This window comes from Streptomyces solitudinis (assembly GCF_036323765.1).
Classification (GTDB): domain Bacteria; phylum Actinomycetota; class Actinomycetes; order Streptomycetales; family Streptomycetaceae; genus Streptomyces.
This window is the reverse complement of record NZ_JAZDCW010000005.1, coordinates 118208-142988: the sequence shown is the minus strand read 5'-3', so window position 1 is coordinate 142988 and position 24781 is coordinate 118208. Positions and strand designations below refer to the sequence as shown.

Annotated in this window: 24 protein-coding genes and 1 riboswitch; of the genes, 6 read left to right on the top strand and 18 right to left on the bottom strand. The window is 74.8% G+C overall.

The window, feature by feature from the left end; translation table 11 throughout:
- Window positions 1–55: 55 nt before the first annotated feature.
- The 4 genes from V1J52_RS14770 to V1J52_RS14755 all read left to right on the top strand — a co-directional run bounded on the left by V1J52_RS14770 (window position 56) and on the right by V1J52_RS14755 (window position 3105).
- On the top strand, window positions 56–1027 hold the full coding sequence (locus V1J52_RS14770; protein WP_330140248.1) for a glycosyltransferase family 2 protein: 972 nt from the start codon (window positions 56–58) through the stop codon (window positions 1025–1027).
- A gap of 2 nt (window positions 1028–1029) precedes the next feature.
- Window positions 1030–2409, top strand: coding sequence for a polysialyltransferase family glycosyltransferase (locus V1J52_RS14765; protein ID WP_330140571.1), 1380 nt, complete (start codon window positions 1030–1032; stop codon window positions 2407–2409).
- Window positions 2410–2566: 157 nt separating this feature from the next.
- Window positions 2567–2839, top strand: a complete 273-nt coding sequence (locus tag V1J52_RS14760) for a type II toxin-antitoxin system Phd/YefM family antitoxin (RefSeq protein ID WP_137302729.1) — start codon at window positions 2567–2569, stop codon at window positions 2837–2839.
- Window positions 2836–3105, top strand: coding sequence for a type II toxin-antitoxin system RelE family toxin (locus V1J52_RS14755; RefSeq protein ID WP_330140246.1), 270 nt, complete (start codon window positions 2836–2838; stop codon window positions 3103–3105). The genes V1J52_RS14760 and V1J52_RS14755 overlap by 4 nt, the downstream gene beginning before the upstream one ends.
- 47 nt (window positions 3106–3152) lie before the next feature.
- On the opposite strand, the gene V1J52_RS14750 is transcribed toward V1J52_RS14755, so the two are convergent.
- From V1J52_RS14750 to V1J52_RS14705, 10 genes are all read right to left on the bottom strand, one after another.
- Window positions 3153–4103: a Ppx/GppA phosphatase family protein gene (locus V1J52_RS14750; RefSeq protein ID WP_330140245.1), complete on the bottom strand. Its 951-nt coding sequence runs from the start codon at window positions 4101–4103 to the stop codon at window positions 3153–3155.
- A complete protein-coding gene (locus V1J52_RS14745) occupies window positions 4100–4678 on the bottom strand; it encodes a DUF501 domain-containing protein (RefSeq protein WP_330140244.1) in 579 nt (192 codons plus the stop codon). Before V1J52_RS14745 ends, V1J52_RS14750 begins: the two co-directional genes overlap by 4 nt.
- A gap of 58 nt (window positions 4679–4736) precedes the next feature.
- Window positions 4737–5225: an FtsB family cell division protein gene (locus V1J52_RS14740; RefSeq protein ID WP_330140243.1), complete on the bottom strand. Its 489-nt coding sequence runs from the start codon at window positions 5223–5225 to the stop codon at window positions 4737–4739.
- Window positions 5226–5385: 160 nt separating this feature from the next.
- Entirely contained in the window at window positions 5386–6666 is a 1281-nt protein-coding gene (eno, locus tag V1J52_RS14735) for a phosphopyruvate hydratase (RefSeq protein WP_330140570.1), read from the bottom strand.
- Between the two features lie 222 nt (window positions 6667–6888).
- The gene (locus V1J52_RS14730; protein WP_330140242.1) at window positions 6889–7536 is read right to left on the bottom strand and encodes a LysM peptidoglycan-binding domain-containing protein; all 648 of its coding nucleotides are present in this window, start codon (window positions 7534–7536) and stop codon (window positions 6889–6891) included.
- 4 nt (window positions 7537–7540) lie between these two features.
- Window positions 7541–7694, bottom strand: a riboswitch (cyclic di-AMP (ydaO/yuaA leader).
- A gap of 249 nt (window positions 7695–7943) precedes the next feature.
- Window positions 7944–8990, bottom strand: coding sequence for a transglycosylase family protein (locus V1J52_RS14725; RefSeq protein ID WP_330140241.1), 1047 nt, complete (start codon window positions 8988–8990; stop codon window positions 7944–7946).
- 188 nt (window positions 8991–9178) lie between these two features.
- Window positions 9179–10474, bottom strand: coding sequence for a cytochrome P450 family protein (locus V1J52_RS14720; protein WP_330140240.1), 1296 nt, complete (start codon window positions 10472–10474; stop codon window positions 9179–9181).
- Between the two features lie 111 nt (window positions 10475–10585).
- Window positions 10586–10942: a DUF6479 family protein gene (locus tag V1J52_RS14715; RefSeq protein ID WP_330140239.1), complete on the bottom strand. Its 357-nt coding sequence runs from the start codon at window positions 10940–10942 to the stop codon at window positions 10586–10588.
- 46 nt (window positions 10943–10988) lie between these two features.
- Window positions 10989–12035 carry a nucleoside triphosphate pyrophosphohydrolase gene (locus tag V1J52_RS14710; protein ID WP_330140238.1) on the bottom strand — a complete coding sequence of 349 codons (1047 nt, stop codon included), beginning with the start codon at window positions 12033–12035 and terminating at the stop codon, window positions 10989–10991.
- Window positions 12036–12057: 22 nt separating this feature from the next.
- Window positions 12058–12699, bottom strand: a complete 642-nt coding sequence (locus V1J52_RS14705; protein WP_330140237.1) for a SurA N-terminal domain-containing protein — start codon at window positions 12697–12699, stop codon at window positions 12058–12060.
- A gap of 288 nt (window positions 12700–12987) precedes the next feature.
- On the opposite strand from V1J52_RS14705, the gene V1J52_RS14700 reads away from it, so the two are divergent.
- A complete protein-coding gene (locus V1J52_RS14700; protein ID WP_330140236.1) occupies window positions 12988–14109 on the top strand; it encodes an acyltransferase in 1122 nt (373 codons plus the stop codon).
- A gap of 360 nt (window positions 14110–14469) precedes the next feature.
- Complete coding sequence (locus V1J52_RS14695) at window positions 14470–15849, top strand: NAD(P)/FAD-dependent oxidoreductase (RefSeq protein WP_330140235.1); 1380 nt, start codon at window positions 14470–14472, stop codon at window positions 15847–15849.
- A gap of 123 nt (window positions 15850–15972) precedes the next feature.
- Here V1J52_RS14695 and V1J52_RS14690 read toward each other — a convergent pair whose 3' ends face one another.
- From V1J52_RS14690 to V1J52_RS14655, 8 genes are all read right to left on the bottom strand, one after another.
- Window positions 15973–17427: a dihydroorotase gene (locus V1J52_RS14690; RefSeq protein WP_330140234.1), complete on the bottom strand. Its 1455-nt coding sequence runs from the start codon at window positions 17425–17427 to the stop codon at window positions 15973–15975.
- A gap of 50 nt (window positions 17428–17477) precedes the next feature.
- Window positions 17478–18671: an acyl-CoA dehydrogenase family protein gene (locus V1J52_RS14685; protein WP_330140233.1), complete on the bottom strand. Its 1194-nt coding sequence runs from the start codon at window positions 18669–18671 to the stop codon at window positions 17478–17480.
- Window positions 18650–19699 (bottom strand): PrpF domain-containing protein, encoded by a 1050-nt coding sequence (locus V1J52_RS14680; RefSeq protein ID WP_330140232.1) that lies wholly within the window; start codon window positions 19697–19699, stop codon window positions 18650–18652. The genes V1J52_RS14685 and V1J52_RS14680 overlap by 22 nt, the downstream gene beginning before the upstream one ends.
- Window positions 19696–21519: an asparagine synthase (glutamine-hydrolyzing) gene (asnB, locus tag V1J52_RS14675; RefSeq protein ID WP_330140231.1), complete on the bottom strand. Its 1824-nt coding sequence runs from the start codon at window positions 21517–21519 to the stop codon at window positions 19696–19698. The genes V1J52_RS14680 and asnB overlap by 4 nt, the downstream gene beginning before the upstream one ends.
- 6 nt (window positions 21520–21525) lie before the next feature.
- Window positions 21526–22386 (bottom strand): cupin domain-containing protein, encoded by an 861-nt coding sequence (locus tag V1J52_RS14670; RefSeq protein WP_330140230.1) that lies wholly within the window; start codon window positions 22384–22386, stop codon window positions 21526–21528.
- Window positions 22383–23105 (bottom strand): HAD family hydrolase, encoded by a 723-nt coding sequence (locus V1J52_RS14665; protein WP_330140229.1) that lies wholly within the window; start codon window positions 23103–23105, stop codon window positions 22383–22385. Before V1J52_RS14665 ends, V1J52_RS14670 begins: the two co-directional genes overlap by 4 nt.
- Complete coding sequence (locus V1J52_RS14660) at window positions 23102–24040, bottom strand: pseudouridine-5'-phosphate glycosidase (RefSeq protein ID WP_330140228.1); 939 nt, start codon at window positions 24038–24040, stop codon at window positions 23102–23104. Before V1J52_RS14660 ends, V1J52_RS14665 begins: the two co-directional genes overlap by 4 nt.
- Window positions 24041–24409: 369 nt before the next feature.
- The gene (locus V1J52_RS14655; protein ID WP_330140569.1) at window positions 24410–24664 is read right to left on the bottom strand and encodes an acyl carrier protein; all 255 of its coding nucleotides are present in this window, start codon (window positions 24662–24664) and stop codon (window positions 24410–24412) included.
- Window positions 24665–24781 lie beyond the last annotated feature (117 nt).

Genomic DNA, 24781 nt, shown 5'->3' with positions numbered 1-24781 from the left:
GGGGCCGGGTGCCTTGGCCGGTCTCGCCGGCCTGCCCGCTCCGACTGGAAACCACGTGCCCAAACTCTCTGTCATCGTGCCCTGCCACAACGTCCAGGAGTTCGTCCCGGACACCCTCCGCAGCCTCGCCCGCAACGCCGGGCCGGACACGGAGTTCGTCCTCGTCGACGACCGCTCCACGGACGCCACGGGCGACCTGCTGCACCGCGCGGCACCGGACATCCCCCGGGCCCGCGTCATCCGGCACGACACCAACCAGGGCATCTCCCAGGCCCGCAACACCGGCATCGACGCGGCGCGCGGCGACTGGCTCACCTTCCTGGACGGCGACGACTGGTACGCCCCCGGCTACCTCGACGCGCTGCTGGCCGCCGCCCGGCGCCTGGACTGCGACTTCGTGCGCACCGACCACGTCCAGGCGACGGGGAAGGCCCGGATCGTCGAACGCGCCCCCGCCCCCCGGCGGGACGTCGCCGTCTCGCCGCGGGACGCCATCGTCCCGCCCTCGATGAAGACGATGGTCGACTACCCCTTCGTGTGGGCCGGGATCTACCGCAGGAACCTCTTCGACGACGCCGGGCTGCGCTTCGTGCCGCGGCTGCGCACGGCCGAGGACCGCGTGTTCACCTGGGAACTGCACCTGAAGGCACGGACGTTCGCCACCACCGGACTGCACGGCGTCTTCTACCGGCGCGGCGTCGCCACCTCGCTCACCCAGATCGGCGACGAGCGCCAGCTCGACTTCATCCCCGCGCACGACCGCATCCTCGCCGCCGTCTCCGCCGACGCGGAGGCCGACCGCTTCCTGCCGAAGATCGTGCGCACCTACTGCGCGATGATCGCCTTCCACGTGGCCGGTTCGGCACGGTACGACGCCCCCACCGCCAAGGCGCTGCGGCGCGAGTCGGCCGCCGCGCTGCGCCGCATGCCGTCCGGGGTCCTGGACGGGGTGCTGGACGTGCTCGACCGGCCGCGGGCGAAGGTGCTGCGGAAACTGCTGGGACGCAACGGGAAGGCGGCGGCGTGACCATGACGGACGGCACCGGTACGGCCGCGGCACGGCCGCGCCCCCAGATCTTCGAGGTCTCCACCCTCTACGGCGCGGCGACGCTGGCCGCCGCCCTGGACGCCGGGCTGTTCGGCCCGGCCGCGGACGCCCGGCGGGTGCTGGTGGTGTCGAACAACGCCGCCGTCCCCGAGACGGCCACGGCGCTGCCCGGCATGGCGGGCTGGGACGGCGTAGCCGCCCGCTTCGACCTGGTGGTGGACTGGAACGACACCATCCGCCCGCTGCACCCCGGCCACTGGGCGCCGCCCGCGCAGGACCGCCCGCTGTGGCAGCGCGTCCTGCGCGAGGCCTGGGCGCTGGACGAGGGCCCCACCGACCTCGTCGTGGAGTCCGTGCACGTCAACCCGGCGGCGGCGCTCGCGGGCATCTTCGCCGACGCCGACGTGCACGTGTACGCCGACGGGCTCATGAGCTACGGCCCCACCCGTGAGTCCCTGCCCGCCGCGACGGCCGCCCGCGTGCGGCGGCTGCTGCACCTGGACCTGGTGCCGGGGCTGCGCCCGCTGCTGCTCACCGAGTACGGCGTCGGCGCCGAGGCCGTCCCGGACGCGGCCTTCCGCGCGGTGCTGGACGAGCTGACCGCCGCGGCCGCCGCCGACCCGGGCGTCCCCGAGGACCCGGAGGCGGCACCCACCGCCGTCCTGCTGGGCCAGTACCTCGCCGCGCTCGGCATCCTCACCGCCGACGAGGAGGAGGAGCTGCACGCGCGCATGCTGCGCGCCGCGGCCGCCGCCGGGCACGAACGCGTCCTGTTCAAACCGCACCCCACGGCGCCCGCCAGCTACTCCCGCGCCCTGGAGAAGGCCGCCGCCGACTGCGGCGTCAGCCTCCTCACCCCGAGCACGTCCATGCTGGCCGAGGCGGTGTTCGGCCGCTGCCGCCCCCGTCTGGTCGTCGGCTGCTTCTCGACGGCGATGCTCACCGCCGCCGCCTACTACGGGATCTCCGTCGCCCGGGTGGGCACCCGGGAGCTGCTGGACCGGATCGTGCCGTACCAGAACAGCAACCGCGTCCCGCTCACCGTCGTGGACGCCCTGCTCCCCGACCTGGAGCAGCAGCCGCCGCCGGAGCAGGCGTCGTTCACCGGGGAGGACGTCACCGGCCTGGCCGCGCTCGTCCGCACGGTGGGCTACTGCATGCAGCCCCGGCTCTACCCGGAGCTGCGCGGTGAGGCGTACGCCTGGCTGGCCGCGCACTGGGGTCCGGAGGCGGCGCCCTACTTCAAGCGCCGCCGCCTGACCAGCCTGGAGCTGCCCGGCAGCCTCGCCCCCGGCAACCGCTTCCCCGGCAGCCGGACGGCCCTGCGCGTGGCCCGCCGGGTCAAGCGCGTCACCCGCTGAACCGCCCGCACGGGCCGGGCACCCGCCCGGCCCCGGCGGCCGCAGGTCCTCAACGCGCCTCGGCCGCCACGTGGTGGGCGATGCCGTCGAGGATCGCGCACGAACGCGATTCCTCCCGAACATGCGTTGTGTACACGCAGGTGCGTACACTGACTCCATGACTGAGAACACCGTGACTGTACGGGAAGCCCGCGCGCACCTCGCCGATCACATCAACCGGGCCGAGGAAGGTGTCCCGACCGTCATCACGCGCAACGGCGCCCCGGTGGCGGCCGTGGTCCCGATCGCAGACTTCGAAGCCCTGGAGGAAGCGGCCGACGTGATGCTGGCGCGCGAGGCCGAAGCGGTCCTGGCCGAGGGCGGCCCCACCGTGACCATGGCGGAACTGCTGGCGGACCTGTTCACCGAGCAGGACGGCGAGGCGGCGTGAAGTACGCCTTCCGGTTCACCACGGCGGCGCAGCGGCAGCTCCGGGCCGTCAGCCGCCCCGACGCCATGCGCATCCTGACCGCGCTGACCGCGCTCGGTGACGACCCGTACCGCCAGGACGCCGACGTCAAGAAGCTCACCGGCCCGTCGGGCCTCTACCGGCTCCGGGTCGGAAGCTACAGAGTCGCCTATCAGATCAACGATGGTGAACTCGTCGTCCTCGTTGTCAAGGTGGGCGACCGGCGGGACGTCTACCGCAACCTCTGACGCCCCGCCCGGTGCCGGCATCGCCTGACAGTACCCCTCAGTGCCCCTCAGTGCGCCTCGGCGGCGCAGCTGTGAGCGATCCCGTCGAGGATGTCGTGTTCGCTGACGACGACCTCGGCGGCCCCGCAGTGCTCCATGACGGACTGGAGGATCAGCGCACCGGCGGCGATGACGTCCACGCGTCCCGGGTGCATGACGGGGATGGCGGCGCGTTCGGCGTGGGTGGAGCTCAGCAGGCGGTCGGTGATCGCCCGGACCTGCTCCAGGCTCACGCGGGAGTGGTGGATGGCGGCGGAGTCGTAGGCGGGCAGGTCCAGGGCGATCCCGGCGACGGTGGTGACGCTGCCGGCGAGGCCGACGAGGGTGCGGGCCTCGGTGACGGGGACGGTGCGCCCGGCCTGCGTGAGGGCGGCGTCCACGTCGGCGCGCAGGGCGGCGACGCGGGCCGGGTCCGGCGGGTCGTCCACGGCGCCGTCGTGGACGAGGTGGCGCTCGGTCATGCGGACGCAGCCGATGTCCAGGGAGCGCGCCGCGCGCACGCCGTCGGCGCCGAGCGCCAGTTCGGTGGAGCCGCCGCCGATGTCGGCCACCAGGTACGGGGTGCCGAGCCCGGCACCGGCCAGTTCCCGCGTCGCGCCGGTGAAGGAGAACGCGGCCTCCTGGTCGCCGGTGACGACCTCGGGCTCCACGCCGAGCAGTTCCACGACGCCGCGGACGAACACGTCGCGGTTCCCGGCGTCGCGGGTGGCGGAGGTGGCCACGAAGCGGGTGCGTTCGGCGCCCAGGGAGCCGATGACGTCGGCGTACTCGCGGCACGCGGCGAACGTCCGCTCCAGCGCCTCGGGGGCCAGGCGCCCGGTGCGGTCCACGCCCTGCCCGAGGCGGACGATCCGCATGCGGCGGTCCAGTTCCGTGAGGGCGCCGGTGGCCGGGTCGAGGTCGGCGACGAGCAGCCGGATCGAGTTGGTGCCGCAGTCCACGGCGGCGACGCGCGTCACCGTCCGGCCTCCTCGGAGCCGGAGCCGGAGCCCGCCGGGCCCGGGCCGGAGCCGGGCGGGGCGGTGTCCGGCACGCAGGAGCCCTTGCGCCACCACTCGGGCAGCATCGCCAGCGCCTCGTCCCCCAGCGGGTTGACGCCCGGCCCGGCGGCGAGCGCGTGGGCGACCAGGACGTGCAGGCACTTGACCCGGTCGGGCATGCCGCCCGCGCTGGGGAAGCCCTCCAGCACGCCGATGGCGTCGCGGCGGGCGAGGTAGTCCTCGTGCGCCGCGCGGTAGGCGGCGGCCAGGTCCGCGTCCCGCCCGAGCCGCTCGGTCATCTCCCGCATCACGCCGTCCGCCTCCAGCGTGCCGATCGCGGAGGCGGCCCGGGGGCAGGTCAGGTAGTACGTGGTGGGGAACGGGGTGCCGTCCTCCAGGCGCGGCGCCGTCTCGACCACGTCGGGCTGTCCGCAGGGGCAGCGGTGCGCGATGGCCCGCAGGCCGCGCGGGGGCCGTCCGAGCTGGGCCCGGAAGGCGGCGACGTCCGCGTCGGTGGGCGGAGTGGGTTCGGTCGGGGGCGGCGGAGTGTCCATGCGGGGGAGGTGTCTTCCGGTTCGTCTGTGAGGTCCAGCGGCCGGCTGGCGGCGGGGTTCAGCGGTCGGCGCCGGCGCCGTCCGCCCGGTCGAGGCCGTCGAACAGGTTGCGGTACCAGGCGCGGTCGCTGCTGTCGCGGTCGGCGGGACGGCGCGGCTCGGCGGTGCCGTCCCGGACGGTGTAGCCGCGCTCGCCCGGCCGCACGTAGTGCAGGTGCTCGCGGGCGAGCTGTTCGACGTACGCGGCGTCCTGGAGGCGGGCCTTCAGTTCGCGCAGCTCCGCGACGCGCTGCCGGTACTCGGCGGCCTGGCGGCGCTGCTCGGCGATCTCCGCGCGCTGCGAGACGTACTGCCGCGTCGGGTAGGCCAGTGCGACGACCAGCGAGCAGACGACGAGCGCCAGCAGCGCCGCCCGCCCGGTGAGCCGGCCGCGGCGCGGGGCGCGGAGCAGCCGCCGGTCCTGCGCGCGGTAGACGCGCTGCGCGGCCTCCTCACCGAGCGCCCTGAGCCGGGTCGCGGTGGAGGACCGTTCCCGTTCCGCGGCCACGTCGCCTCCCTCTCGCCCGCTCCTGGTCTGCTGCCGGGACGGCCGCGCGCCGGGGCGGTGCCGGTCGTCCCGGCCACACGGTACGGGACCGCGGGGCCGGGACGGCGGTGCGACGGGCGGACGGGCCGCCGCCGGGGCGCCGCGCGGGCGCCCGCGGGGATCAGCCCTTGAAGCGCGGGAAGGCGCTGCGGCCGGCGTAGACGGCGGCGTCGTCCAGGATCTCCTCGATGCGCAGGAGCTGGTTGTACTTGGCGACGCGCTCGGAGCGGGCCGGGGCGCCGGTCTTGATCTGGCCGCAGTTGGTGGCGACGGCGAGGTCGGCGATGGTGACGTCCTCGGTCTCGCCGGAGCGGTGCGACATCATGCACTTGAAGCCGTTGCGCTGGGCCAGCTCGACGGCGTCGAGGGTCTCGGTGAGCGAGCCGATCTGGTTGACCTTCACCAGGAGGGCGTTGGCCGCCTTGTCGTCGATGCCGCGCTGGAGGCGCTCGGGGTTGGTGACGAACAGGTCGTCGCCGACGAGCTGGACCTTCTCACCGAGCTGCTCGGTGATGGTCTGCCAGCCTTCCCAGTCGTCCTCGTACAGCGGGTCCTCGATGGAGACCAGCGGGTAGGCGTCGACGAGTTCGCCGTAGTAGGCGGTCATCTGGGTGGCGGTGCGGGACTGGCCCTCGAAGGCGTAGGAGCCCTCCTTGTAGAACTCGGAGGCGGCGACGTCCAGGGCGAGCGCGATGTCGCGGCCCGGGGCGTAGCCCGCCTTCTCGATGGCCTCCAGGATGAGGTCCAGCGCCTCCCGGTTGGAGCCGAGGTTCGGCGCGAAGCCGCCCTCGTCGCCCAGGCCGGTGGACAGGCCGCGCTCCTTGAGGACGCCCTTCAGCGCGTGGTAGGTCTCGGTGCCCCAGCGCAGCGCCTCGGAGAAGGACTCCGCGCCGACGGGGGCGATCATGAACTCCTGGATGTCGACGTTGGAGTCCGCGTGGGAGCCGCCGTTGAGGATGTTCATCATCGGCACCGGCAGCAGGTGCGCGTTCGGGCCGCCGAGGTAGCGGAACAGCGGCAGGTCGGACGCCTCGGAGGCGGCGTGCGCGACGGCCAGGGAGACGCCCAGGATGGCGTTGGCGCCCAGCGAGGACTTGTCCGCGGTGGCGTCCAGGTCGAGCATGGCCTGGTCGATGAGGCGCTGCTCGGTGGCGTCGTAGCCGACCAGCTCGGGGCCGATCTGCTCGATGACGGCCAGCACGGCCTTCTCGACGCCCTTGCCGCCGTAGCGGTTCTTGTCGCCGTCGCGCAGTTCCAGCGCCTCGAAGGCGCCGGTGGAGGCGCCGGAGGGCACGGCCGCGCGGCCGGTGCTGCTGTCGTCGAGGCCGACCTCGACCTCGACCGTGGGATTGCCTCGCGAGTCGAGGATCTCGCGGGCTACGACGACGTCGATGGACGGCACGAGGTTCTCCTTCATGTGGTCGGGCTTCCTGGGCGAGAGCCTAACGGTCCGCGGCCCCGCGCGGGGGCCGCGGGCCGGGTCCGGGGACGGAACATCTCGTGAAGCCGCAGGTCGGCGCGGTACGACGGGTTTGTTCAAACGGGGAAGAAACCGGGCGGCGAGGAGCGGCGTCTCGCCGTACGGGACGGTAGGGCGGCCGTCCCGTACGGCGGGGCGCCCGGCTCACACGGTGAGCCGCTGACCGGGGAAGATCAGGTCCGGGTCGGCGCCGACGACGTCGCGGTTGGCGGCGTACAGCTCCTGCCACGTCGTGCCGTTGGCGGCGGCGATGTCGGCGAGGGTGTCGCCGGGCCGCACGACGTGGACGCCCTGGCCGGAGTGGGCCGGCTGGGCGGGTTGCGGCTGCGGTTGCGGCTGGGGCTGGGCGGCGCGCTGCTGGGGCTGTGGGGCCGCGCCCTGGGTGTCGACGGAGGCGGCGGGTCCGCCGGAGGTGAGGCCGCCCTCGTCGGCGCAGCCCCAGGCGCCGGGGCCCTGCATGGCCAGGAGTCGCTCGGCGGTGGCGATCTGCTGGTCCTTGGTGGCGAGGTCGGCGCGGGGCGCGTACCGCAGCCCGCCGGCCGCCTCCCAGCTCGACTGCTTGAACTGGAGCCCGCCGTAGTAGCCGTTGCCGGTGTTGATGGCCCAGTTGCCGCTCGACTCGCAGTCGGCGACGCGGTCCCAGGTGTCGACGGAGGCGGCCTGCGCGCTGCCCGCGCCGGCCACCGAGCCGCCGACGGTGGCGCCCGCGAACCCGGCGAGCGAGGCGGCGATGCGGACGACGGCGGGCTGGCGGTTGCGGTTCTTGCGGGAAGCCAGTCGGGAAGACAGCATGGAAGATCCTTCTCACCGGACGCCTGCGAGGTGAGCTGTCGGGTTCGGGCTGTGAGTGGCCCGGTCCGCCGCGAGCGCGCCCGCCGCGGACTTCACCCCTAGCCGCCGGAGCGGCGCTTACCTGGTTCCCCCGCTCCTGCCGGCGGCGCTGACGCGACGACGTTCCCGGTAACCGCCGGCAGGATTCGGCGTGGCGGCCGCCGGGCCCGCGGAAGCGGGCGATGTGACGGTAAGCACACCGCAATAATCGGATCAATCACCCCTGAAGCGTCGCCCTTGGGGTGATTTGACGCGTAGACGGCTCTATTGCCGCAGGTGACGCACGACGTGACGGTGTGTGGCGAACCGGACACGCCGGGACGTGAATGTGATCATCGTCACACTACGTGCGGACGGGTGACGCCGCGTCACTCCCCGGGGACCGACTCCGCCTCCGGGTCGGCCAGTTCGAGCGTCTGACCGGGCAGGATCAGGTCCGGGTCGCCGCCGACGACGGAGGCGTTCGCCTCGTACAGCGCGGGCCAGCCGCCGGTCAGCTCGTGCTGGGCGGCGATGCCCGACAGGGAGTCACCGGGCGCCACCTCGTAGGCGCCGGACGCGGTCGTCCCCCCGGGCGCGGCCGCCTCGCCGGGGCGTGCGGACGCCGCGTGGCGGCCCCCGGAGCGGTCCGAGCGCTCGGCGGCACCGGCCGCCGCCTCCTGCGGGTCGGGCGCGCCCCGGTGCCGTCCGCCGCTCTCGGCGCGCCCCTCCGGCGCGCCCGCGGCCTCCTCGCCGGTGCCACGCGGTGCGGACGGGCCGGGGGTGGCGCCGTCCTGCGCGGTGTGTCCGTCCCGGGCCGCGGCACCGTCCCGGGCCGCGGCACCGTCCCGGGCCGCGCTGTCCTGGGCCGTCGCGCTCCCGGCCGTCCCGCTCCCGGGGGTGGAGCGGTCCCGGGTGTCCGGGCCGGAGGCGTCGCCGCCCGCCGCGCGCCGCTGCCCGCCGTCCCCGCGCGCGCCGGTGTCCGCCTCGGGGGTGGGGGAGGCGGACAGCGTGCCGGGCCGCGCGTCCGGTGACGGGCTCGCCGCGGCGCCGCCGGAGCGCTGCTCCGCCTCCTGCGCGGACCCCCGCGCCTGCGGCGTCGTGGACGTGTCCGGAACGCCGTTGGCCTGTGCCGTCAGGCCGCTGGAGACGGCGCAGGCGGGCCAGGCGTCCGGGCCCTCGGCCGCGAGCATCGCCTCGGCCACCGCGATCTGCTGGCCCCGGCTGGCGAGGTCGGGGCGCTCGGCGTGCTCGGTGCCGCCGTGCTGCTTCCAGGTGTCCAGGGTGAGCTGGAAACCGCCGTAGTAGCCGTTGCCCGCGTTGGCGCTCCACGTGCCGCCGCTCTCGCACTCGGCGACGCGGTCCCACACCGTCCCCTCGGCGGCCTGGGCGCTGACGGTGGCGAGCAGCGGCAGGGCGAACCCCGCTCCGGTCACCCCCGCGGTGACGAGAACGGCAGGGGCCTGACGGGGTCGGCGGTGCCGACCGGTCCCGGAACGCATGCGAGGGCCTCTCGTACGACAGCGGCGCGCCCCTGGGAGGGACGGGCGGAAACGGTTAGCGGCTGAAGGTAGCGGCGAACGGGTGTCCGTCACAAGCCAGTGTCGCGCAGATCACGTGGAGGTCACGGGGTCCGCCCGGCGGTGGCGGGCGCCGGGGTGAACTCCACGGGCAGCGTACGGAGTCCGCGCATGATGAGTCCACCGCGCCAGCGCAGGTCGTCCGGCTCGGCGGCGAGCCGCAGGTCCGGGAGGCGGCGCAGCAGGGTCGCCAGTGCCCGCTGGCCCTCCAGCCGGGCCAGCGGCGCGCCCAGGCAGTAGTGGACGCCGTGCCCGTAGCCGAGGTGCTGGTTGTCCTGGCGGGCCAGGTCGAGGGTGTCGGGAGCGGCGAACTTCTCCGGGTCCCGGTCCGCCGCGGCCAGCACCACCAGCACCGGGTCGCCCGCGGCGACGCGCTGCCCGCCCAGCGTCAGCGGCTCGGTGGCGAACCGCCAGGTGGCTAGCTCCACCGGTCCGTCGTAGCGCAGCAGTTCCTCCACGCCGCTCTCCAGCAGCCCGTCGTCCCCGGCCGCCAGGGCCGCCGCCAGGCGGCGGCGCTCGGCGGGGTGGCGCAGCAGCGCGTAGGTGCCGTTGCCGATGAGGTTGACGGTCGTCTCGAACCCGGCGAACAGCAGGATGAAGGCCATCGCGGCGGCCTCCGCCTCGCTCAGGTGCTCGCCGTGGTCGCTGGCGCGGATCAGCCCGGAGATGAGGTCGTCGCCGAGGTCGTCGCGCTTGCGGTGGATCAGTTCGGCCAGGTAGCCGCGCATCCGCTTCACGGCCCGGCCCACGCCGCCGCGCGGCCCGCCGCCGTGCCGGAGCATCATGCCCGCCCAGCCCCGGAAGTCGTCCCTGTCCTCGGCGGGGACGCCGAGCAGGTCGCAGATCGCGTAGATCGGCAGGGGGAACGCGAACTCGTGGATCAGGTCGGCGGAGCCGCGCTCGGCGAAACCGTCGATGAGGGTGTCCGCCAGCTCCTGCACGCGCGGCGCGAAGGCGGCCACCCGGCGGGGCGTGAAGGCGCGCGAGACCAGGCGGCGCAGCCGGGTGTGGTCGGGCGGATCGATGTTGAGCAGGTGCGTCATGAGCCCCGCGCTGCGCTCACCGGGGATGCCGACCTTGCCCTTGCCGTGCGCGCGCTCGCTGTGCGCCCCCGGGTTCTTGCTCAGCCGCTGGTCGGCGAGGGCCTCGCGGGCGTCGGCGTAGCGCGTGACGAGCCAGGCGGACACCCCGCTGGGCAGCTCGGCGCGGTGCACGGGCGCGTGCTCGCGCAGCCAGGCGTAGGCCGGGTAGGGGTCGGCGGCGAACTCCCGGCTGAAGAGGGCGGGGGCCGGGCCGTGCGGGACGGGGCAGCGGGAGGCGGGTTCGTGCGGCGCGTTCACCCCGCGACGCTAACGCGCACGGCGCGGTGGCCGCGCGGGCGGGCACACGCACCCGCGGGCGGCCCCGTGCGGTGGCCTTCGCGGGTGCCGGGTGCCGGGTGCCGGGTGCGGTCAGCCGCCGCCCTTGGAGCCGCCGCCCCGGGTGCTGCTCTCCCAGCGGCGCCGGCCGCCGGACTGCTGGCGCCGGGTGCCGGAGTTCCCGAAGCCCGGCATCTCGTGCGGCAGGCGCCGCCTGCCGTCGCGCGGGACCTCGTCCGGCTCGCGCAGTTCGCGCTCGTGCCCGGTGGCCCCGGACACCTCGGGGCCGTGGCCCGTCGTGTCCGCCCCGCCGGGGTGCTGCCCGGGAGGGCCGGACATGCCGTTGCTGCGCCGCAGCTTCCGCAGGCCCAGGAGAACGGCGCACGTCAGCAGGGCGACCACGCCCAGACCGATGATGAAAGGGGCAATTCCGACCAACAGATCAGGCACCGCAAACATCTCATCCATGCCGTTCGCGTACCCGGTCGCGTCCGGGTTACGCGAGCGGAACGTCCCCTTCCGCCGGCCGGCTGTCCCCGGCCGCCTCGGCCGCCACGATCGCGTCCCGGTAGGCGCGGGCGGCGGCGCGCAGCGCGGTCTCCGGGTCGGTGCCCTCGGCCTCGGCGCGGACGGCCAGAGCCAGCAGCTCGTAGCCGGGGCCGCCGCCGGACGGCCGGACGTCCAGGCCCGCCGTGCGGGCGCGGCCCGCCAGCTTCGCGGCGAGCGCCAGCGCGGGCTGGTCCAGCGGCACCCCCTCGGTCACCGACGTGCGCCGCTTCTCGGCGGCCTTCGTGCGCAGCCAGTGCGCCTTGACGTCCTCGGGCGTCTCGGCCGTCTCGTCCCCGAAGACGTGCGGGTGGCGGTGGACCAGCTTGGCGACGATCGCCGCCGCCACGTCGTCCACCGAGAACGGGTCCGCCGCGTCGTCCTCGGCGATGCGGGCGTGGAAGACGACCTGGAGGAGGACATCGCCCAGCTCCTCGCGCAGCGCCGCCCGGTCACCGGTCTCGATGGCCTCGACCAGCTCGTACGCCTCCTCGATCCCGTACTTCACCAGGTCCTCGTGGGTGCGCCGGCGGCTCCACGGGCAGGCCAGGCGGATGCGGTCCATGACCTCGACCAGATCCAGCAGGCGGGCGCCGGGCAGGTCGTGGGAGCCGGGCAGCAGCTCCAGATCCGGCATGGCCTCCCGGCCGCCGCCCGCCAGGCGGGCCAGCCCGTCGGTGAGCCGGGGCTCGCCCTCGGCCCCGGCGACCACCACGACCGTGCGGCCGCCCGCGCACGCGTCCACCAGCTCCCTGGCCTCCGGACCGGCGATCTCCACGGCCACGCCCGCCTCGCGCAGATACGGGAGCTGCGGGTGCCCGGCGTCCGCGCACACCACCCGGTCCGCGCCGCGCAGCGCCTGCCACGCGGGCCAGGACAGCAGACCGGGCGCGACCCGGTGGCTGGTGGTGAGCAGGACGACGCGGCCGGTGTCCGGCGCGCCCGGCGCCGTGCGGGGGGCGCCGGGGACGCCGGGCGCGGAATCGGGTGTGGTCATCCGGTGAATGTAACGCGCCCGGTCAGGCGGGTTCCTGCGGCGTCTCGGCCTGCTTGAGCCACGGCGGCGTCTGGCCGACGAGCGAGAGCTGCTCGTCGTTCCACGTGCCGAAGCGGGGACTGACGTCGATGCCCAGACGCTTGGCCGCCTCGGTGAAGGCGCGGTTCAGGACCTGCCCGGCCCCCGGGTCGTTCTGCACGCCGAGCGCCTCGGCGACACGCCGCACGAGCAGGTCCGTCCGCAGGGCCGTGTCCACCTCCTGCGGCGGGACGGCCTGCTCGCGCAGCATCGCGGCCTCCAGGCCCTCGCGTCCGCCCATCCGCGTCTCCTGCTCGGCGCGCCACTCCTGCACGTCGCGCCGGGTCACCTCGACCCCCTGCTCCCGGGCGGCCTCCTCGACGACCTCTTCGAGCAGCATGGCGTTGAGCGTGTAGCGGGGCAGCGGGCCGGTGCTGCTGATGAGCCGCGCGCTGTCCGGGTCGGCGCGCTGCGCCTCCCGGACGGCCTCGGCCCGCGCCTGGACCTGGGACACCGTGATCCGTTCGCCGTCCACCACGGCGGCGGCGCCGGGGTGCGCGTCGCTGCCGCACCCCGTCAGCAGCGGAACCCCGGCCAGCAGCGCTGCTGCGGCGGTGAGCGGGAGCGCGGACCTACGGCGTTGCATGGATGCCTCCTGGCTGGGCCGGAACGAGGTGCGTCTGCCTGCGTGGTGATCGTATGGAGTCACACGCCCCGCCACCACTGTTTCGGCCAACGATCCCGGACCGGGCGCCGTCCCGGCAGGCGTGGACGCCGCCGGTACGGGCGGCGGGGCCGGGGGCGGCGCACCGCGCGGGCGCGGCGTTCACGTGGCGGACACGTGCAGAACGACCGCCGTTACCGCCGGGCCACTAGCGTTCCCCGGACGCTCCGCCCGGTTGTCCCCCCCGTTCACCGCCCCCCCCCGGGAACCATGCCGTCTCACACCCCCGCCTCCACCGCCCCGGCCACCGCCGCCTCCGACCCCTCCGCCCGGCCCGTGGCGGACGGTCCCCTCGCGGCGGACCCCGCACCACCGCCGGAACACCGCTTCGACATCGACGTGCTGCGCCTGGTGGCCTCCTGTGCCGTGATCCTCGGGCACGTGGCCGCCGCGTTCCTCCACGCCGTCGGCAACGAGGAGGCGCGCGGCAGCGACGTCTACTGGACCGGCCACGTCGTCGAGGCCCTCAACTCCTTCGCCGTGCCGGTGTTCTTCGCCATCGCCGGCTGGGGCGTGCTGGTGGGGGCGGTGCCCGGCAGCGAGGCGCGGATGTGGCGGCGCGTCGTGCGCAGCGGCGTCCCGCTGTTCACCTGGACCGGCGTCTACCTCCTGTGGGCCTGGCTGCGGAACCGCAACGCGGAACCCATGGTGGAGCTGGCGGTGGACGCGCTGTTCGGCTCCGTGCGCCCCGCATACCACCTGTGGTTCCTCTACGCCTACCTGCCCATCGTGGCGGTGCTGGGCTGTGCCGTGCTGCTCAGGGACGGCCGGTGGCCGTGGCGGCTGTGCCTCGCACTGCTCGGCGTCGCCGTGGCGCCGAGCCTGCTGTCGACGGTGGGGGACGTCACCGGCTGGGAGACGCCGTCCGTCGGCTGGGGCTTCGACACGTACTCGCTGGCGTACGCGGTCGGCGGCGCCCTGCTGCTGGCCCTGCCCGCCCGCGCGCTGCGGGGCCGCCGCTGGCTGTTCGCCGTGCTGCTGCCGCTCACCATGGCGGCCTGCCTCTGGTACCACACGCAGATCCACTACGTGATCCCCAACGCCCACGTCATCGTGGCCGTCATGACCGCGTCCGTGCTGCTGCTCGTCAGCCGTGTCCGGGTGCCCGAGCGGTACCGCCCGGCGCTCACGAAGCTCTCGGGAGCGGCGATGGGCGCGTACATGGTGCACGTGCTGTTCGTGGAGGAACTGGTGCACCCGCTGGTCTCCGCCGATCTGGGCGCGCCCGCTGCCGCCGCCCTGCTGCTGGGCACGCTGGCGCTGGTCATCGGGCTCTCGTACGGCGTGAGCCTGCTGTGGGGACGGCTGGGCCTGCGCCGCTTCCTCGGCTGAGCGGCCGGGGTCGCGCCGGGCCCCGGCGGGAAACATCGTGAAGTTCTTCACAAGGAAAACCGCCCGGCAGGGGCGGTTTTCCCGTTTCCGCGCCCTCCGCGCGCCGGCTGAGGCGCCGTCGGCCGCTGCCGCGACGGGCGGAGCGGGCGGACGTCCGCCGCCCGCTGTCCGCGTCCCGTCCGGCGGGCGGCTGCGCGATCGTGCAGCTCACAGCGGGGTCTCCCGGTGTGGTGAGACCGGCGGAGCCTTCACCGGGACGCGTGCCCCGGCCGCGGGGCGGGGAAGTGTAACAGGGGTGCGGCAGGTGCTTGTGAAGGGGCTCACGAGCGACCCCCGTTCGGGTGCTGGATACTCGATGGCATGAGCACCACGGAGCGTCCTCGCATCCTCGTCGTAGGTGGTGGGTACGTCGGTCTGTACGCAGCGCGCCGCATTCTGAAGAAGATGCGGTACGGCGAGGCGACAGTGACCGTCGTCGACCCGCGCTCCTACATGACGTACCAGCCCTTCCTCCCCGAAGCCGCCGCTGGCTCCATCTCCCCCCGCCACGTCGTGGTGCCGCTGCGCCGCGTGCTCCCGAAGGCGGAGGTCCTCACCGGCCGCGTCAGCGGCATCGACCAGGACCGCAAGGTGGCCACCGTCACGCCGCTCGTCGGCGACGCGTACGAGCTGCCCTTCGACTACCTCGTCGTCGCTCTCGGCGCCGTCTCGCGCACCTTCCCGATCCCCGGGCTCGCCGAGCAGGGCATCGGCATGAAGGGCGTCGAGGAGGCCATCGGCCTGCGCAACCACGTGCTGGAGCAGCTCGACAAGGCCGACTCCACGACGGACGAGGACGTCCGCCGCAAGGCCCTCACCTTCGTCTTCGTCGGCGGCGGCTTCGCCGGTGCCGAGACGATCGGCGAGATCGAGGACCTGGCCCGCGACGCCTGCGCCTACTACCGGAACGTCAAGCGCGAGGACATGCGCTTCGTCCTGGTGGACGCGGCCGACAAGATCCTGCCCGAGGTCGGCCCCGAGCTGGGCAGGTGGGGCCTGGAGCACCTCCAGAAGCGCGGTGTCGAGGTCTACCTGTCCACGTCGATGGACTCCTGCGTGGACGGCCACGTCGTGCTGAAGAACGGCCTGGAGGTCGACTCCAGCACCATCGTGTGGACGGCCGGCGTCAAGCCGAACCCGGTGCTCGCCCGCTACGGCCTCCCGCTGGGACCGCGCGGCCACGTGGACACCCAGCCGACGCTCCAGGTCACCGGCACCGACTACGTGTGGGCCGCGGGCGACAACGCCCAGATCCCGGACCTGGCCGCCCGCGCGGCCGGCAACGAGAACGCCTGGTGCCCGCCGAACGCGCAGCACGCCCTGCGCCAGGCCAGGGTCCTCGGCGACAACGTCATCTCCGGGCTGCGGGGCTTCCCGCAGGCGGACTACAAGCACGCCAACAAGGGCGCGGTCGCCGGACTCGGCCTGCACAAGGGCGTGGCGATGGTCGTCATGGGCAAGACGAAGATCAAGCTCAAGGGCCGCCTGGCCTGGTACATGCACCGCGCGTACCACGGCATGGCCGTACCCACGTGGAACCGCAAGGTCCGCGTCTTCGCCGACTGGACCCTCGGCATGTTCCTCAAGCGCGAGGTCGTCTCGCTCGGCGCGATGGAGAACCCGCGCGAGGAGTTCTACGAGGCCGCCCGCCCGGCCCCGGCCCCGGCCGCCGCCGAGAAGCAGAAGGCCCGCGTCTCCTGACGTCCCGCCCGTCCGCAGGGGCCGGTCCTCCATCCGTGGGGAGGACCGGCCCCTGCGCCGTCCTCGGCACGGTCCGCCCGCGCGGCGGCGGTCGGGGAGGGGTGTGGGCCGGGGTGCCCGGGGTCAGGCGGGAGCGGGGGCCGGGTGGCCGGGAGGCGCTGGGACTCTGGCCGCTTCCTTCCCGGCGGGCGCGGTGCCCGGGACGCACGGCCGCGCGTCCAGCCAGATGCCGGTCGGGGTGCCGAAGCGGGGCTCGTCCCCCCGCCCGTCGTAGACGAGTTCGCCGCGCCGGACGGTGGCGTCCACCCGGCCGGTGAACGTCCACCCCTCGTAGGCCGACCAGCCGGCCTTCGACTCGGCGTGCCCGGAGGCCATGATCCAGGTCGCGTCCGGGTCGAACAGGACGAAGTCGGCGTCCAGGCCGGGGGCGATGCGGCCCTTGCGGCCGTCCAGCCCGAACAGCTCGGCCGGGCGCTCCGCGCACAGCCGGGCGATGCGGACCATGACGTCGTCCTGGGCGAGTTCCGGGTAGCGGCGCCGCATGCCGGTGTGCACGGCGATCAGCAGCTCCTGCACGCCGGGCAGGCCGGGCGGGGCGTCGGCCACCGCGAGGATCTTCTCCTCCTTCGTGTGCGGCGCGTGGTCGCTGCCGACGGTGGCGACGCCGCCGTCCATCAGCGCCTCCCACAGCCGCCCCTGGTCCCTGACGCAGCGGATGGCGGGGCGCAGCCGGATGCGGGCGCCCAGCCGCTGGGTGTCGGGGGCGGAGAAGGACAGGTGGTGCGGGGTGACCTCGTAGGTGATGTTGAGGCCGATCCGGCCGGCGGCCTTGAGCAGGTCCGACTCCTCCGAGGAGGAGACGTGCAGGATGTGCGCGGCCGTCCCGTACCTGCGGACGAGTTCGATGACCCGGGACACGGCGACGATGCCGCCGCTGCGCGGGTGCGCGGACTCGTAGGCGTCGTACCCGGCCGGCGGGTCCTGGGACTCGTCCAGCAGCGCGAAGACGCCGTCGTCCTCGGCGTGCAGCACGAGCCGGATGCCGTGCTCGGCGGCGACGGCGAAGACGCGCTCCAGCACGGCCGGGTCGCGGATGACGTGCGGCGCGGTGTGGTGGCCGGTCATGAAGACCTTCACCGAGGTGGCCTGGCGGGGCTCCAGCCGCCGCAGGTCCTCCACGCTGTCCACGGTGACGCCCAGGTGGAAGCGGTAGTCCACGAGGGAGTGGCCCTCGACGAGGGCGGACTTCTCGGCGGCCAGCTCCGGCTGGATGAGCGGCGGCTCGGTGTTGGGCATGTCGATGACGGTGGTCACCCCGCCCGCGACGGCGGCGCGGCTGCCGTGCGCCCAGTCCTCCTTGTGGGTGAGGCCGGGGGTGCGGAAGTGCACGTGGGAGTCGACCAGGCCGGGCAGCAGGTAGCGCCCCTGGGCGTCGATGGTGCGTTCGGCGGCCGGGGCGGCACCGGCGGGGAAGAGCGCCGAGACGCGTCCTGCGGTCACGGCCACCCCGCCGTCGTGGACCCCGTCGGGGGTCACCACGCGCGCGTTGGTGATGACGAGATCGTGGGTAGTGCTCACCGGTTCTCCTGTTCCGTAGGTGCGTGACGTCGCGGAGTCCGTGCGGCGGGTCAGGTGGTCCATGCGGCGCTGGCCAGTTCCCGGCACAGGTCGTTGGTGGGGCCCATCAGGCCGACCGCGCGCACGTCCCGGGCCAGCTTGTTGAGCGCGTGGTCGCGCAGGTAGCCCGCGCTGCCGAGCAGCCGCAGCGCCTCGGTGACCACCTCTTCGGAGAGCTGCGAGGCGACGAGCTTGCTGTGCAGGGTGGTGTCGCCGGGCGCGGAGGTGTCGCGGCGCCCGGCGCTGTCCACCAGCGCGCGGGTGGCCGCCACCCGCGCGCCCAGGTCCACCAGCCGGTGGCGGACGGCCTGCGCCCCGGCCAGTCCGCGCCGCCGGGCGTGGGCGAGTGCGAGCTGGTAGGCGGACTCCGCGATACCGAGGGAGACGGCGCCCAGCGTGGCGCCGGACTCCCGGACTCCGGCGATGATCCGCACGGCGTCGCCGACGGGTCCGAGCACCGCCGAGTCGGCCACGTGGCAGGCGGTCAGCTCGACGAAGCCGGTGGCCGAGGCGCGCATGCCGACGAGATCCGTGCCCGTGTCGGCGGTGAGGCCCGGGTTGCCGGCCTCGACCAGGTAGAACGTCTGCCCGTCGCTGCCGTAGGCGGAGGCGGTCCGCGTCGGCCGGGCGGACTGGGCCAGCACCAGGTAGACCTGGGCCAGGCCCGCCGCGGTGGTGAAGGTCTTCGCACCGTCCAGCACCCAGCCGCCGTCGGCGCGGACGGCCGTGGTGGCCAGGTTCCGCTTGTCGGCGGTGGCTCCGGACTCGCTCCACGCGGACGCGGCGATCCAGGCGCCGGAGGCCAGCTCGGGCAGGTAGCGGGCGCACTGCCCGGGGGTGCCCCACTCGCTGATGCGGGCGCTCACCGCGTAGTGCTGGAACAGGATGATGGCCACGGACGGGTCGGCGGCGGCGACCTGTTCGACGAGCCGGTTGGTCAGGACCGCGTCGCCGCCGTGGCCGCCGTACTCGGTGGCGATGGCCGCGCCGAGTATCCCGGAGGACCGCAGCGCCGCGAGGACCTCCCCGGGCAGCTCGCCCGCCGCGTCCGCGGGGCCCGCGCAGCGCCGGAGCGTCTCGTACAGCGCCGCGTACCGTGCGGCCAGTTCGTCCCGCGAGGGCGTGGCGGGCGGAGAAGGCGTGGCGCGCGGCGGGGGCGCGGGGGGCGGCACCGCGGCGCGGGTCACACCGTCAGCGGCTGCCATGCCGTCTCCTCCTTGTAGTCGTAGTTCTTCAGCGAGCCGATGCAGTGCGGCTCGTGGAGCTCGGCGAGCTTGCGGCTGACGCTGACCCAGTGCAGGGTGCCGGCGCCGTCGCCGCGTCCGGCGACGGAGGCCGCGGCCGCGGTGCTGCCGCTGGGTGTGTCGATCTCGATGACGCCGCGCGGCAGTCCCGCAGCGCGGGCCAGCCGCTCGGGCACGGTGCCGGGGATGCTCGCGGCGGCGGCCAGGCACGTGGTGCCGGTCAGCGCGATGCTCGGATGCCACGTGGGCACCGAGATGGCCCGTACCGCCAGGTGCCCGTCGGTGTAGTGGCCGACCGCGGCGATCTTGGGGAGCACGCCGTCGGTGGGCCACTGGAGCAGTTCGGCCGCCGCCGTCCGGATGGAGAGCATCTGGGCGAACGTCCCGTCGCCCGCGCCGAACAGCTCCGCCTCACTGCGCAGGCCCAGTTCGGTGGCGTCCACGAAGACGTACGGGTTGCCCATCGAGACGAGTGAGGCCGCCTGCACGCCCGAGGGCGTCAGGAGCTGGTCCACCGGGTTGCCGGTCAGCAGCAGGTCGTCGAGGCGGGCGCCCGCGCCCTGGAGGAAGTGCACGGTGAAGCTGCCGCTGCGCCGCCGCGCCTCGTCCACCTCGCACACCACCTGGTCGCCGTTGTCGACGACGCGCACCCGCACCCGGCCGCCGGGGGTCAGCTTCGGCAGCCACGCCTGACCGTCGGCGGCGACCACCGAGGCGAGGATGGAGTGACCGCAGCTGGCCTGGAAGTCGAACCGGTCCACTCCGGCGGGCAGGCCCTGCACGAAGCGGTAGTCGAGGTCGAACATGGGATGTCCGGACGGCTCGACGAGGGCGAACTTGAGGATGTCGCTGCGCCCGTTCTGCTCCAGCCACTCGCGGATGCGGGTGAGGAGGGGCCGCAGCTGCTCCTCGTCCCTCGGGAGCTGCCGCTGGTCGAGGACGAGCGTGGGGGTCGGCGCACCGACGGCCCGCGCGATGTAGCCGATCACACCGCCACCTCCAGGTCCCGCTGGTCCAGCGCCCGGCGCGCGGTGGCCGGGCGCAACTGCTCCAGCCACAGCTCGTGCACCATCAGGGACCAGATCGCCATCGCCGCGCGGTCGTCGGGGCGGTGCGCCTGGGTGCGGAACAGCGCCTCCACCCGGGCCGGGTCGAGCTGGCCGCGACGGCGCAGCCGGTCGGCGGACAGCAGGTCGCGGGCGTACTCCATGAGCGGCCGGCCCGGCTGGAGCATCGCCGTGACGGGCAGCGTGAACGGCTGCTTGGGCCGGTTCAGGACGGACGCGGGCAGCCGTCCCTGCGCCGCCGCGTACAGCACCCTCTTGCGCCGCCCCCCGGAGACCTTGAGGCCGGCCTCCAGTGAACGGGCGTAGCGCACCACGCTCGGCTGGCAGAACGGCAGCCGCACCTCGACGGAGGCCGCCATGGACAGGTGGTCCACCCGGCGCAGGTGGTAGGCGGGCAGCCGCTCGCCGATCTCGAAGTCGGTGAGCGTGGACATGACGTCGGGCCGGGTGGAGGCCCGCAGCCGTTCGGCGATCTCGTCCGAGACCCGGCCGCCGTCCGCCACGGACAGCCGGTACTCGGGGGTGTAGAGGCGCTCGCGCAGGGAGGTGGGGACGGCCGCGAGCGCCTCCACGTAGGCGGGCACCCAGTCGGTGCCCGAGGGGGTGTGGACGGCCCGGTGGATGCGGTCGTAGCCGCCGAACAGCTCGTCGGCGGCGTCGCCGGTGAGGGCCACCTTGAACCCCGCGTCGCGTACCGCCGCGAACAGCGCGTGGGTGCTCAGGGTGATCGGGTCCGCGTTGGGCTGGCCCAGGTGCCGGACGACGTCGGCCAGCAGGGACGGGAACGTGGCCGGGTCGATCTCGACCTGGTGGTGCTCGGTCCCCGCGTACGCGGCGACCTCGCGGGCGAAGGCGCGCTCGTCCGACGGCCACGTCCCGGTGTAGGCGATGTTGAACGAGTGCAGGCCGGGGATCCTCTCGGCGGCCAGCACCGTCACCAGGCCGGAGTCGAGGCCGCCGCTGGTGATGGCGGACACCGGCACGTCGGCCTCGGTCAGCCGGTGCACCTCGGTGCGCAGCAGCTCGTGGACGCGGGCGGCGGCCTCCGCCTCCCGGCCGTGCGGCGCCCGCTCGTCGGCGACGGGGCGCCGGGTGACGTTCATGCCCCCGGCCCGGGTGACCCTGACGGTGGCGGCCGGGGGCAGGACCCGGACGCCCTCGAACATGGTCTGCTCGCCGAACGGCGTCTTCGTCGCCAGGTAGGCGTCGAGTCCGGCCTCCCGGGGGGAGGCGTCCACGGCGTGGAAGGACAGCAGCGCGGGCAGCTCGGAGGCGAAGTACAGGTGCCGCCGGGCCGCGTCCCAGCGGTAGTACAGCGGCTTCATGCCGACCTCGTCGGTGACCAGCCACAGCGTCGGCTCGCCGCGCAGGTCCACCAGCGCGATGGAGAACATGCCGTCGAGGTGGTCGGCGAAGGCGGCGCCGTACTCGGCGTACAGGGCGGGGATCACCGAACCGTCGCAGGTGCCGGTGAAGGTGTGGCCGCGGGCGGTGAGCCTCTCGCGCAGTTCCCGGTGGTTGTAGATCTCGCCGTTGAAGACGGCGGTGATGCCGCGGCCCAGGGTGTACGGCTGGGCCCCGCCGTCCGGGTCCATGACGGCCAGCCGGTTGCTGCCCAGGGCCCAGCCCCGGCCGCTGGTGTGGGTCTGCGCGTCCGGTCCGCCGTGCCGCTGGGCCGCGGCGACCGCCCGCAGCTCGTCCGGGGTCGCCTCGGCGTCGAAGTGGCCGAATATCCTGCACATGTCGGATCACCGAACCTTTGTCGGGACGCCGGCGCGGTCGTACAGCACCGGATCGAACGGAGTGGGACCGCCACAGGTGGCGAAACGGGGGGCCGAGGGGTCCCCGGCCGGGTGGCGGGTGCCGTGCGGCACTCCGGGCGGCGCGTACAGCACGTCGCCGGGGCGGGCGTCGTACCACTGCCCGTCCAGGTGCAGCTGGCCCTCGCCCTCGAAGGCGATGAACGCCTCCTCGCTCTCGGGGTGGACGTGCACGTTGAAGTACTCACCGGGTGCCATGACGCCGCAGTGCAGGCACAGTTGCGGCGAACCGGTGCCGGGCCAGAAGAGGAAGTTCATCGTCGCCGTCTTCTGCCGCGCCGCGCCCTCGACGGTCCCGGTGAAGCCCCTGAGCTGGGTCTCGCCGTTCCACAGCCGGGAGAAGCGGCGCGGGGCGGCGCCGGGCGCGCGTCCGGGCCGCAGCACGGTCCGCCACACGTAGACGGTCAGCGGCCCGGCCGCGTCGGCGCGCAGCGCGTAGGTGTCGCCGGTGGGCGCGTAGACGGTGTCCGCCCGGCGCACCCGCTGCGCGGCGTTACCGGACCCGGCCGTGCCGGAACCGCCGAAGACGACGACGACGTTCTCCTCGGCGGCCGAGTCCGCCGGGTGCCAGTGCGCGCCCGCGGGGACCCGCACCACGTCCAGGCGGACGATCCGCGCGCCGAGGTGCGGGCCGACGGCCGTGGCGACGGAGCACCCGTCACGCGGCTGGAACGCCAGCGCGCCCGCCGGGACGACGGCGCCGCGCGGCGCGGCTGCCTGCGGCGCCGTCCGCGCCCGCGGGGCCGGTTCCCGCGCGGCGGACGCGGGGCCGGATGCCGCCGGGGTCACGCGAGGGCCTGTTCGCCGGCCCGCTCGGGGACGCGCACGCGGGCCGGCGGGCGGTACGGGCCGTATGGCGACAGGAGGGTGTCGACGACGTCCGCGAAGTCGTCGTACACCGCCCCGTCGGCCAGGGCGGCCAGGTCCGCGCGGCTGCCGACGCCGTAGGTCACCGCGACCGGCCGCATGCCGGCGGCGCGGGCCATGCGCAGGTCCGTCGCGGTGTCCCCGACGTAGGCGCAGGTGTGCGCGGGCACGCCCAGGAGCCGGGCCGCGAGCAGACCCGACTCCGGGTCCGGTTTGCCCCGGGTGACCATGTCGTGCCCGACGACGACGGGGAAGTGGTGCGCGAGGCCCGTGACCTCCAGCAGGGCGTGGGCGCTGCGGGACACCTTGGAGGTGGCGACGGCCAGCGGGACACCGGCCGCGCGCAGCCGTTCCAGTCCCTCGGGGACGCCCGCGTGCACCAGCCACGCGCCCGCTCCGAGGACGTCCTCCTCGAACAGCACGCGGTAGCGGCGCACGGCCCGGCAGACCTCCGGGTCCTGCGGCGGCAGGCCGAGCAGGTGCCCGAAGGCCGTCTCCAGCGGGATGCCGATGGTCAGCGCGGCGCGTTCGGGAGGGACCCGGCGGCCGTGTTCGGCGCAGACCCTGACCAGCAGCCGCTTGATCACGCAGGGCGTGTCGGCCAGGGTGCCGTCCAGGTCGAAGACGGCGGCGCCGGTCATCGCCCGGCCCCGGGGGCGCCGGCGGCGGCCAGGGCGACGGCCAGCCCGCCCGCCGTGCGGGCGGTGCTGAGGAGGACGGCGCGGTTAGCGGCGGTGCTGGCGCCGCCGGTGGCGCGGGAGACCGCCGTGGTGAGGTAGGGGGTGAGCGCGGGTCCGCTGACGCCGTCGCGTCCGGCGTCGGCGAGCGCGGTGCGCAGGACCCGCTCGGTCTCGTCGTGGTCCAGCGCGTGCTCCTCGTCGATGGGGGAGGTGACCAGGGCGCCGCCGGGCAGGCCCAGGTCCCAGTGGGTGTGCAGTGCGCGGGCGATGGTGGCCAGGTCGTCCATGCGCTGAGGGTTGCGCAGCCCGCTCGACCGGCAGTAGAAGGCGGGGAAGTCGTCGCAGCGGTAGCCGATGACGGGCACCCCGAGGGTCTCCAGGTACTCCAGCGTCAGCTTCGGGGACAGGAGGCTCTTCGCACCCGCGCAGACGACGGCGACCCTGCTGCGGGCGAGCTGCACCAGGTCGGCCGAGACGTCGAAGGTGCGGGTGGCGTCGCGGTGGACGCCGCCGATCCCGGCGGTGGAGAACACCGGGACACCGGCCAGTTCCGCCGCGACGAGCGTGGCGGCGACGGTGGTCGCGCCCAGTCCGCCCGAGGCGAGCGCGGGGCCGATGTCGCGGCTGCTGACCTTGGCCACCCGCCCGGCGGGCGCGGTCGCCAGCCGCTCGACGCCGGCCGCGTCCAGGCCGACGGTGAAGCGGCCGTCCGCGATGCCCACGGTGGCGGGGACGGCGCCGGCGTCCCGCACCGCCTTCTCGACCGCGATCGCCGTCTCGGCGTTGCCCGGGTAGGGCAGACCGTGCGCGATCACGGTCGATTCCAGGGCGACGACCGGCCGCCGCTCCCGGAGCGCCTCACGTACCTCCTCGCGGATGTCGACCAGGGGATGCACCTGGCCACTCCTTCCTGTAGGGGGGCGCGGGGCCGAAGGCGTCACCCCGCCAGCGGGTCGAGCCTCCCGCGCCGGAATCCCGCGTCCGTACCGTTGTGTTTCCTCCCGGTTACCGAGGGTTCCTCACTATTCGCCGGGCACGGTGGTGTTCTGTGACGGGTGGGCGGGCTGGTGCGGGGCGGCCCGGACGGCGGGAACGGATCGGGAACGCCGCCGAAGGCGACAGGTCCGGACCGGGACCGTTCCGGACCGGCGGGGTGGTAACGGCCGCCTGGCGGGAAGGGTGGGAAGGGCGGGAACGGCGAAGGCCCGCGGCGTCCGGCGGTTGCCGCCGGACGCCGCGGGCCCTTCCGGGGAGGGGAGGAGCGGTCAGGCCCCGGTGCGGGAGGACAGTTCGCTGTTGACGATCTCCAGGTAGGCGCGCGGGGTCTCGGCCTCGGCGACGGCCTCCTCGTCGAGGCTCACCGCGTAGTCCCGCTCGATGCGGCCGGTGGTCTGGAGGACGGCCAGCGAGTCGTAGCCCAGGTCGGCGAAGGGCACGTCGAGCACGTCGCCTTCGAGGTCGACCATTTCGTCCGCTCCGGCGCACTCGCGCAGCAGGGCGGTCAGCTCGGTGATGTTCATCTCGGGCACGGTCACAGCTCCTTGGTCGGGGAACGGGATGGACGGGCGTGCGGCTCGGACGAGCGTGAGCGGGGATACGTGGGCGGGGGCCGGCACGAGGCCGGGGCCGGAGTCGGA

Coding starts and splice junctions, on each gene's coding strand:
- V1J52_RS14765 (WP_330140571.1), top strand. CDS start 1,030: ATGACGGACGGCACCGGTACGGCCGCGGCACGGCCGCGCCCCCAGATC.
- V1J52_RS14760 (WP_137302729.1), top strand. CDS start 2,567: ATGACTGAGAACACCGTGACTGTACGGGAAGCCCGCGCGCACCTCGCC.
- V1J52_RS14745 (WP_330140244.1), bottom strand. CDS start 4,678: ATGGACACTCCGCCGCCCCCGACCGAACCCACTCCGCCCACCGACGCG.
- V1J52_RS14730 (WP_330140242.1), bottom strand. CDS start 7,536: ATGCTGTCTTCCCGACTGGCTTCCCGCAAGAACCGCAACCGCCAGCCC.
- V1J52_RS14710 (WP_330140238.1), bottom strand. CDS start 12,035: ATGACCACACCCGATTCCGCGCCCGGCGTCCCCGGCGCCCCCCGCACG.
- V1J52_RS14705 (WP_330140237.1), bottom strand. CDS start 12,699: ATGCAACGCCGTAGGTCCGCGCTCCCGCTCACCGCCGCAGCAGCGCTG.
- V1J52_RS14700 (WP_330140236.1), top strand. CDS start 12,988: ATGCCGTCTCACACCCCCGCCTCCACCGCCCCGGCCACCGCCGCCTCC.
- V1J52_RS14695 (WP_330140235.1), top strand. CDS start 14,470: ATGAGCACCACGGAGCGTCCTCGCATCCTCGTCGTAGGTGGTGGGTAC.
- V1J52_RS14685 (WP_330140233.1), bottom strand. CDS start 18,671: ATGGCAGCCGCTGACGGTGTGACCCGCGCCGCGGTGCCGCCCCCCGCG.
- asnB (WP_330140231.1), bottom strand. CDS start 21,519: ATGTGCAGGATATTCGGCCACTTCGACGCCGAGGCGACCCCGGACGAG.
- V1J52_RS14665 (WP_330140229.1), bottom strand. CDS start 23,105: ATGACCGGCGCCGCCGTCTTCGACCTGGACGGCACCCTGGCCGACACG.
- V1J52_RS14655 (WP_330140569.1), bottom strand. CDS start 24,664: ATGAACATCACCGAGCTGACCGCCCTGCTGCGCGAGTGCGCCGGAGCG.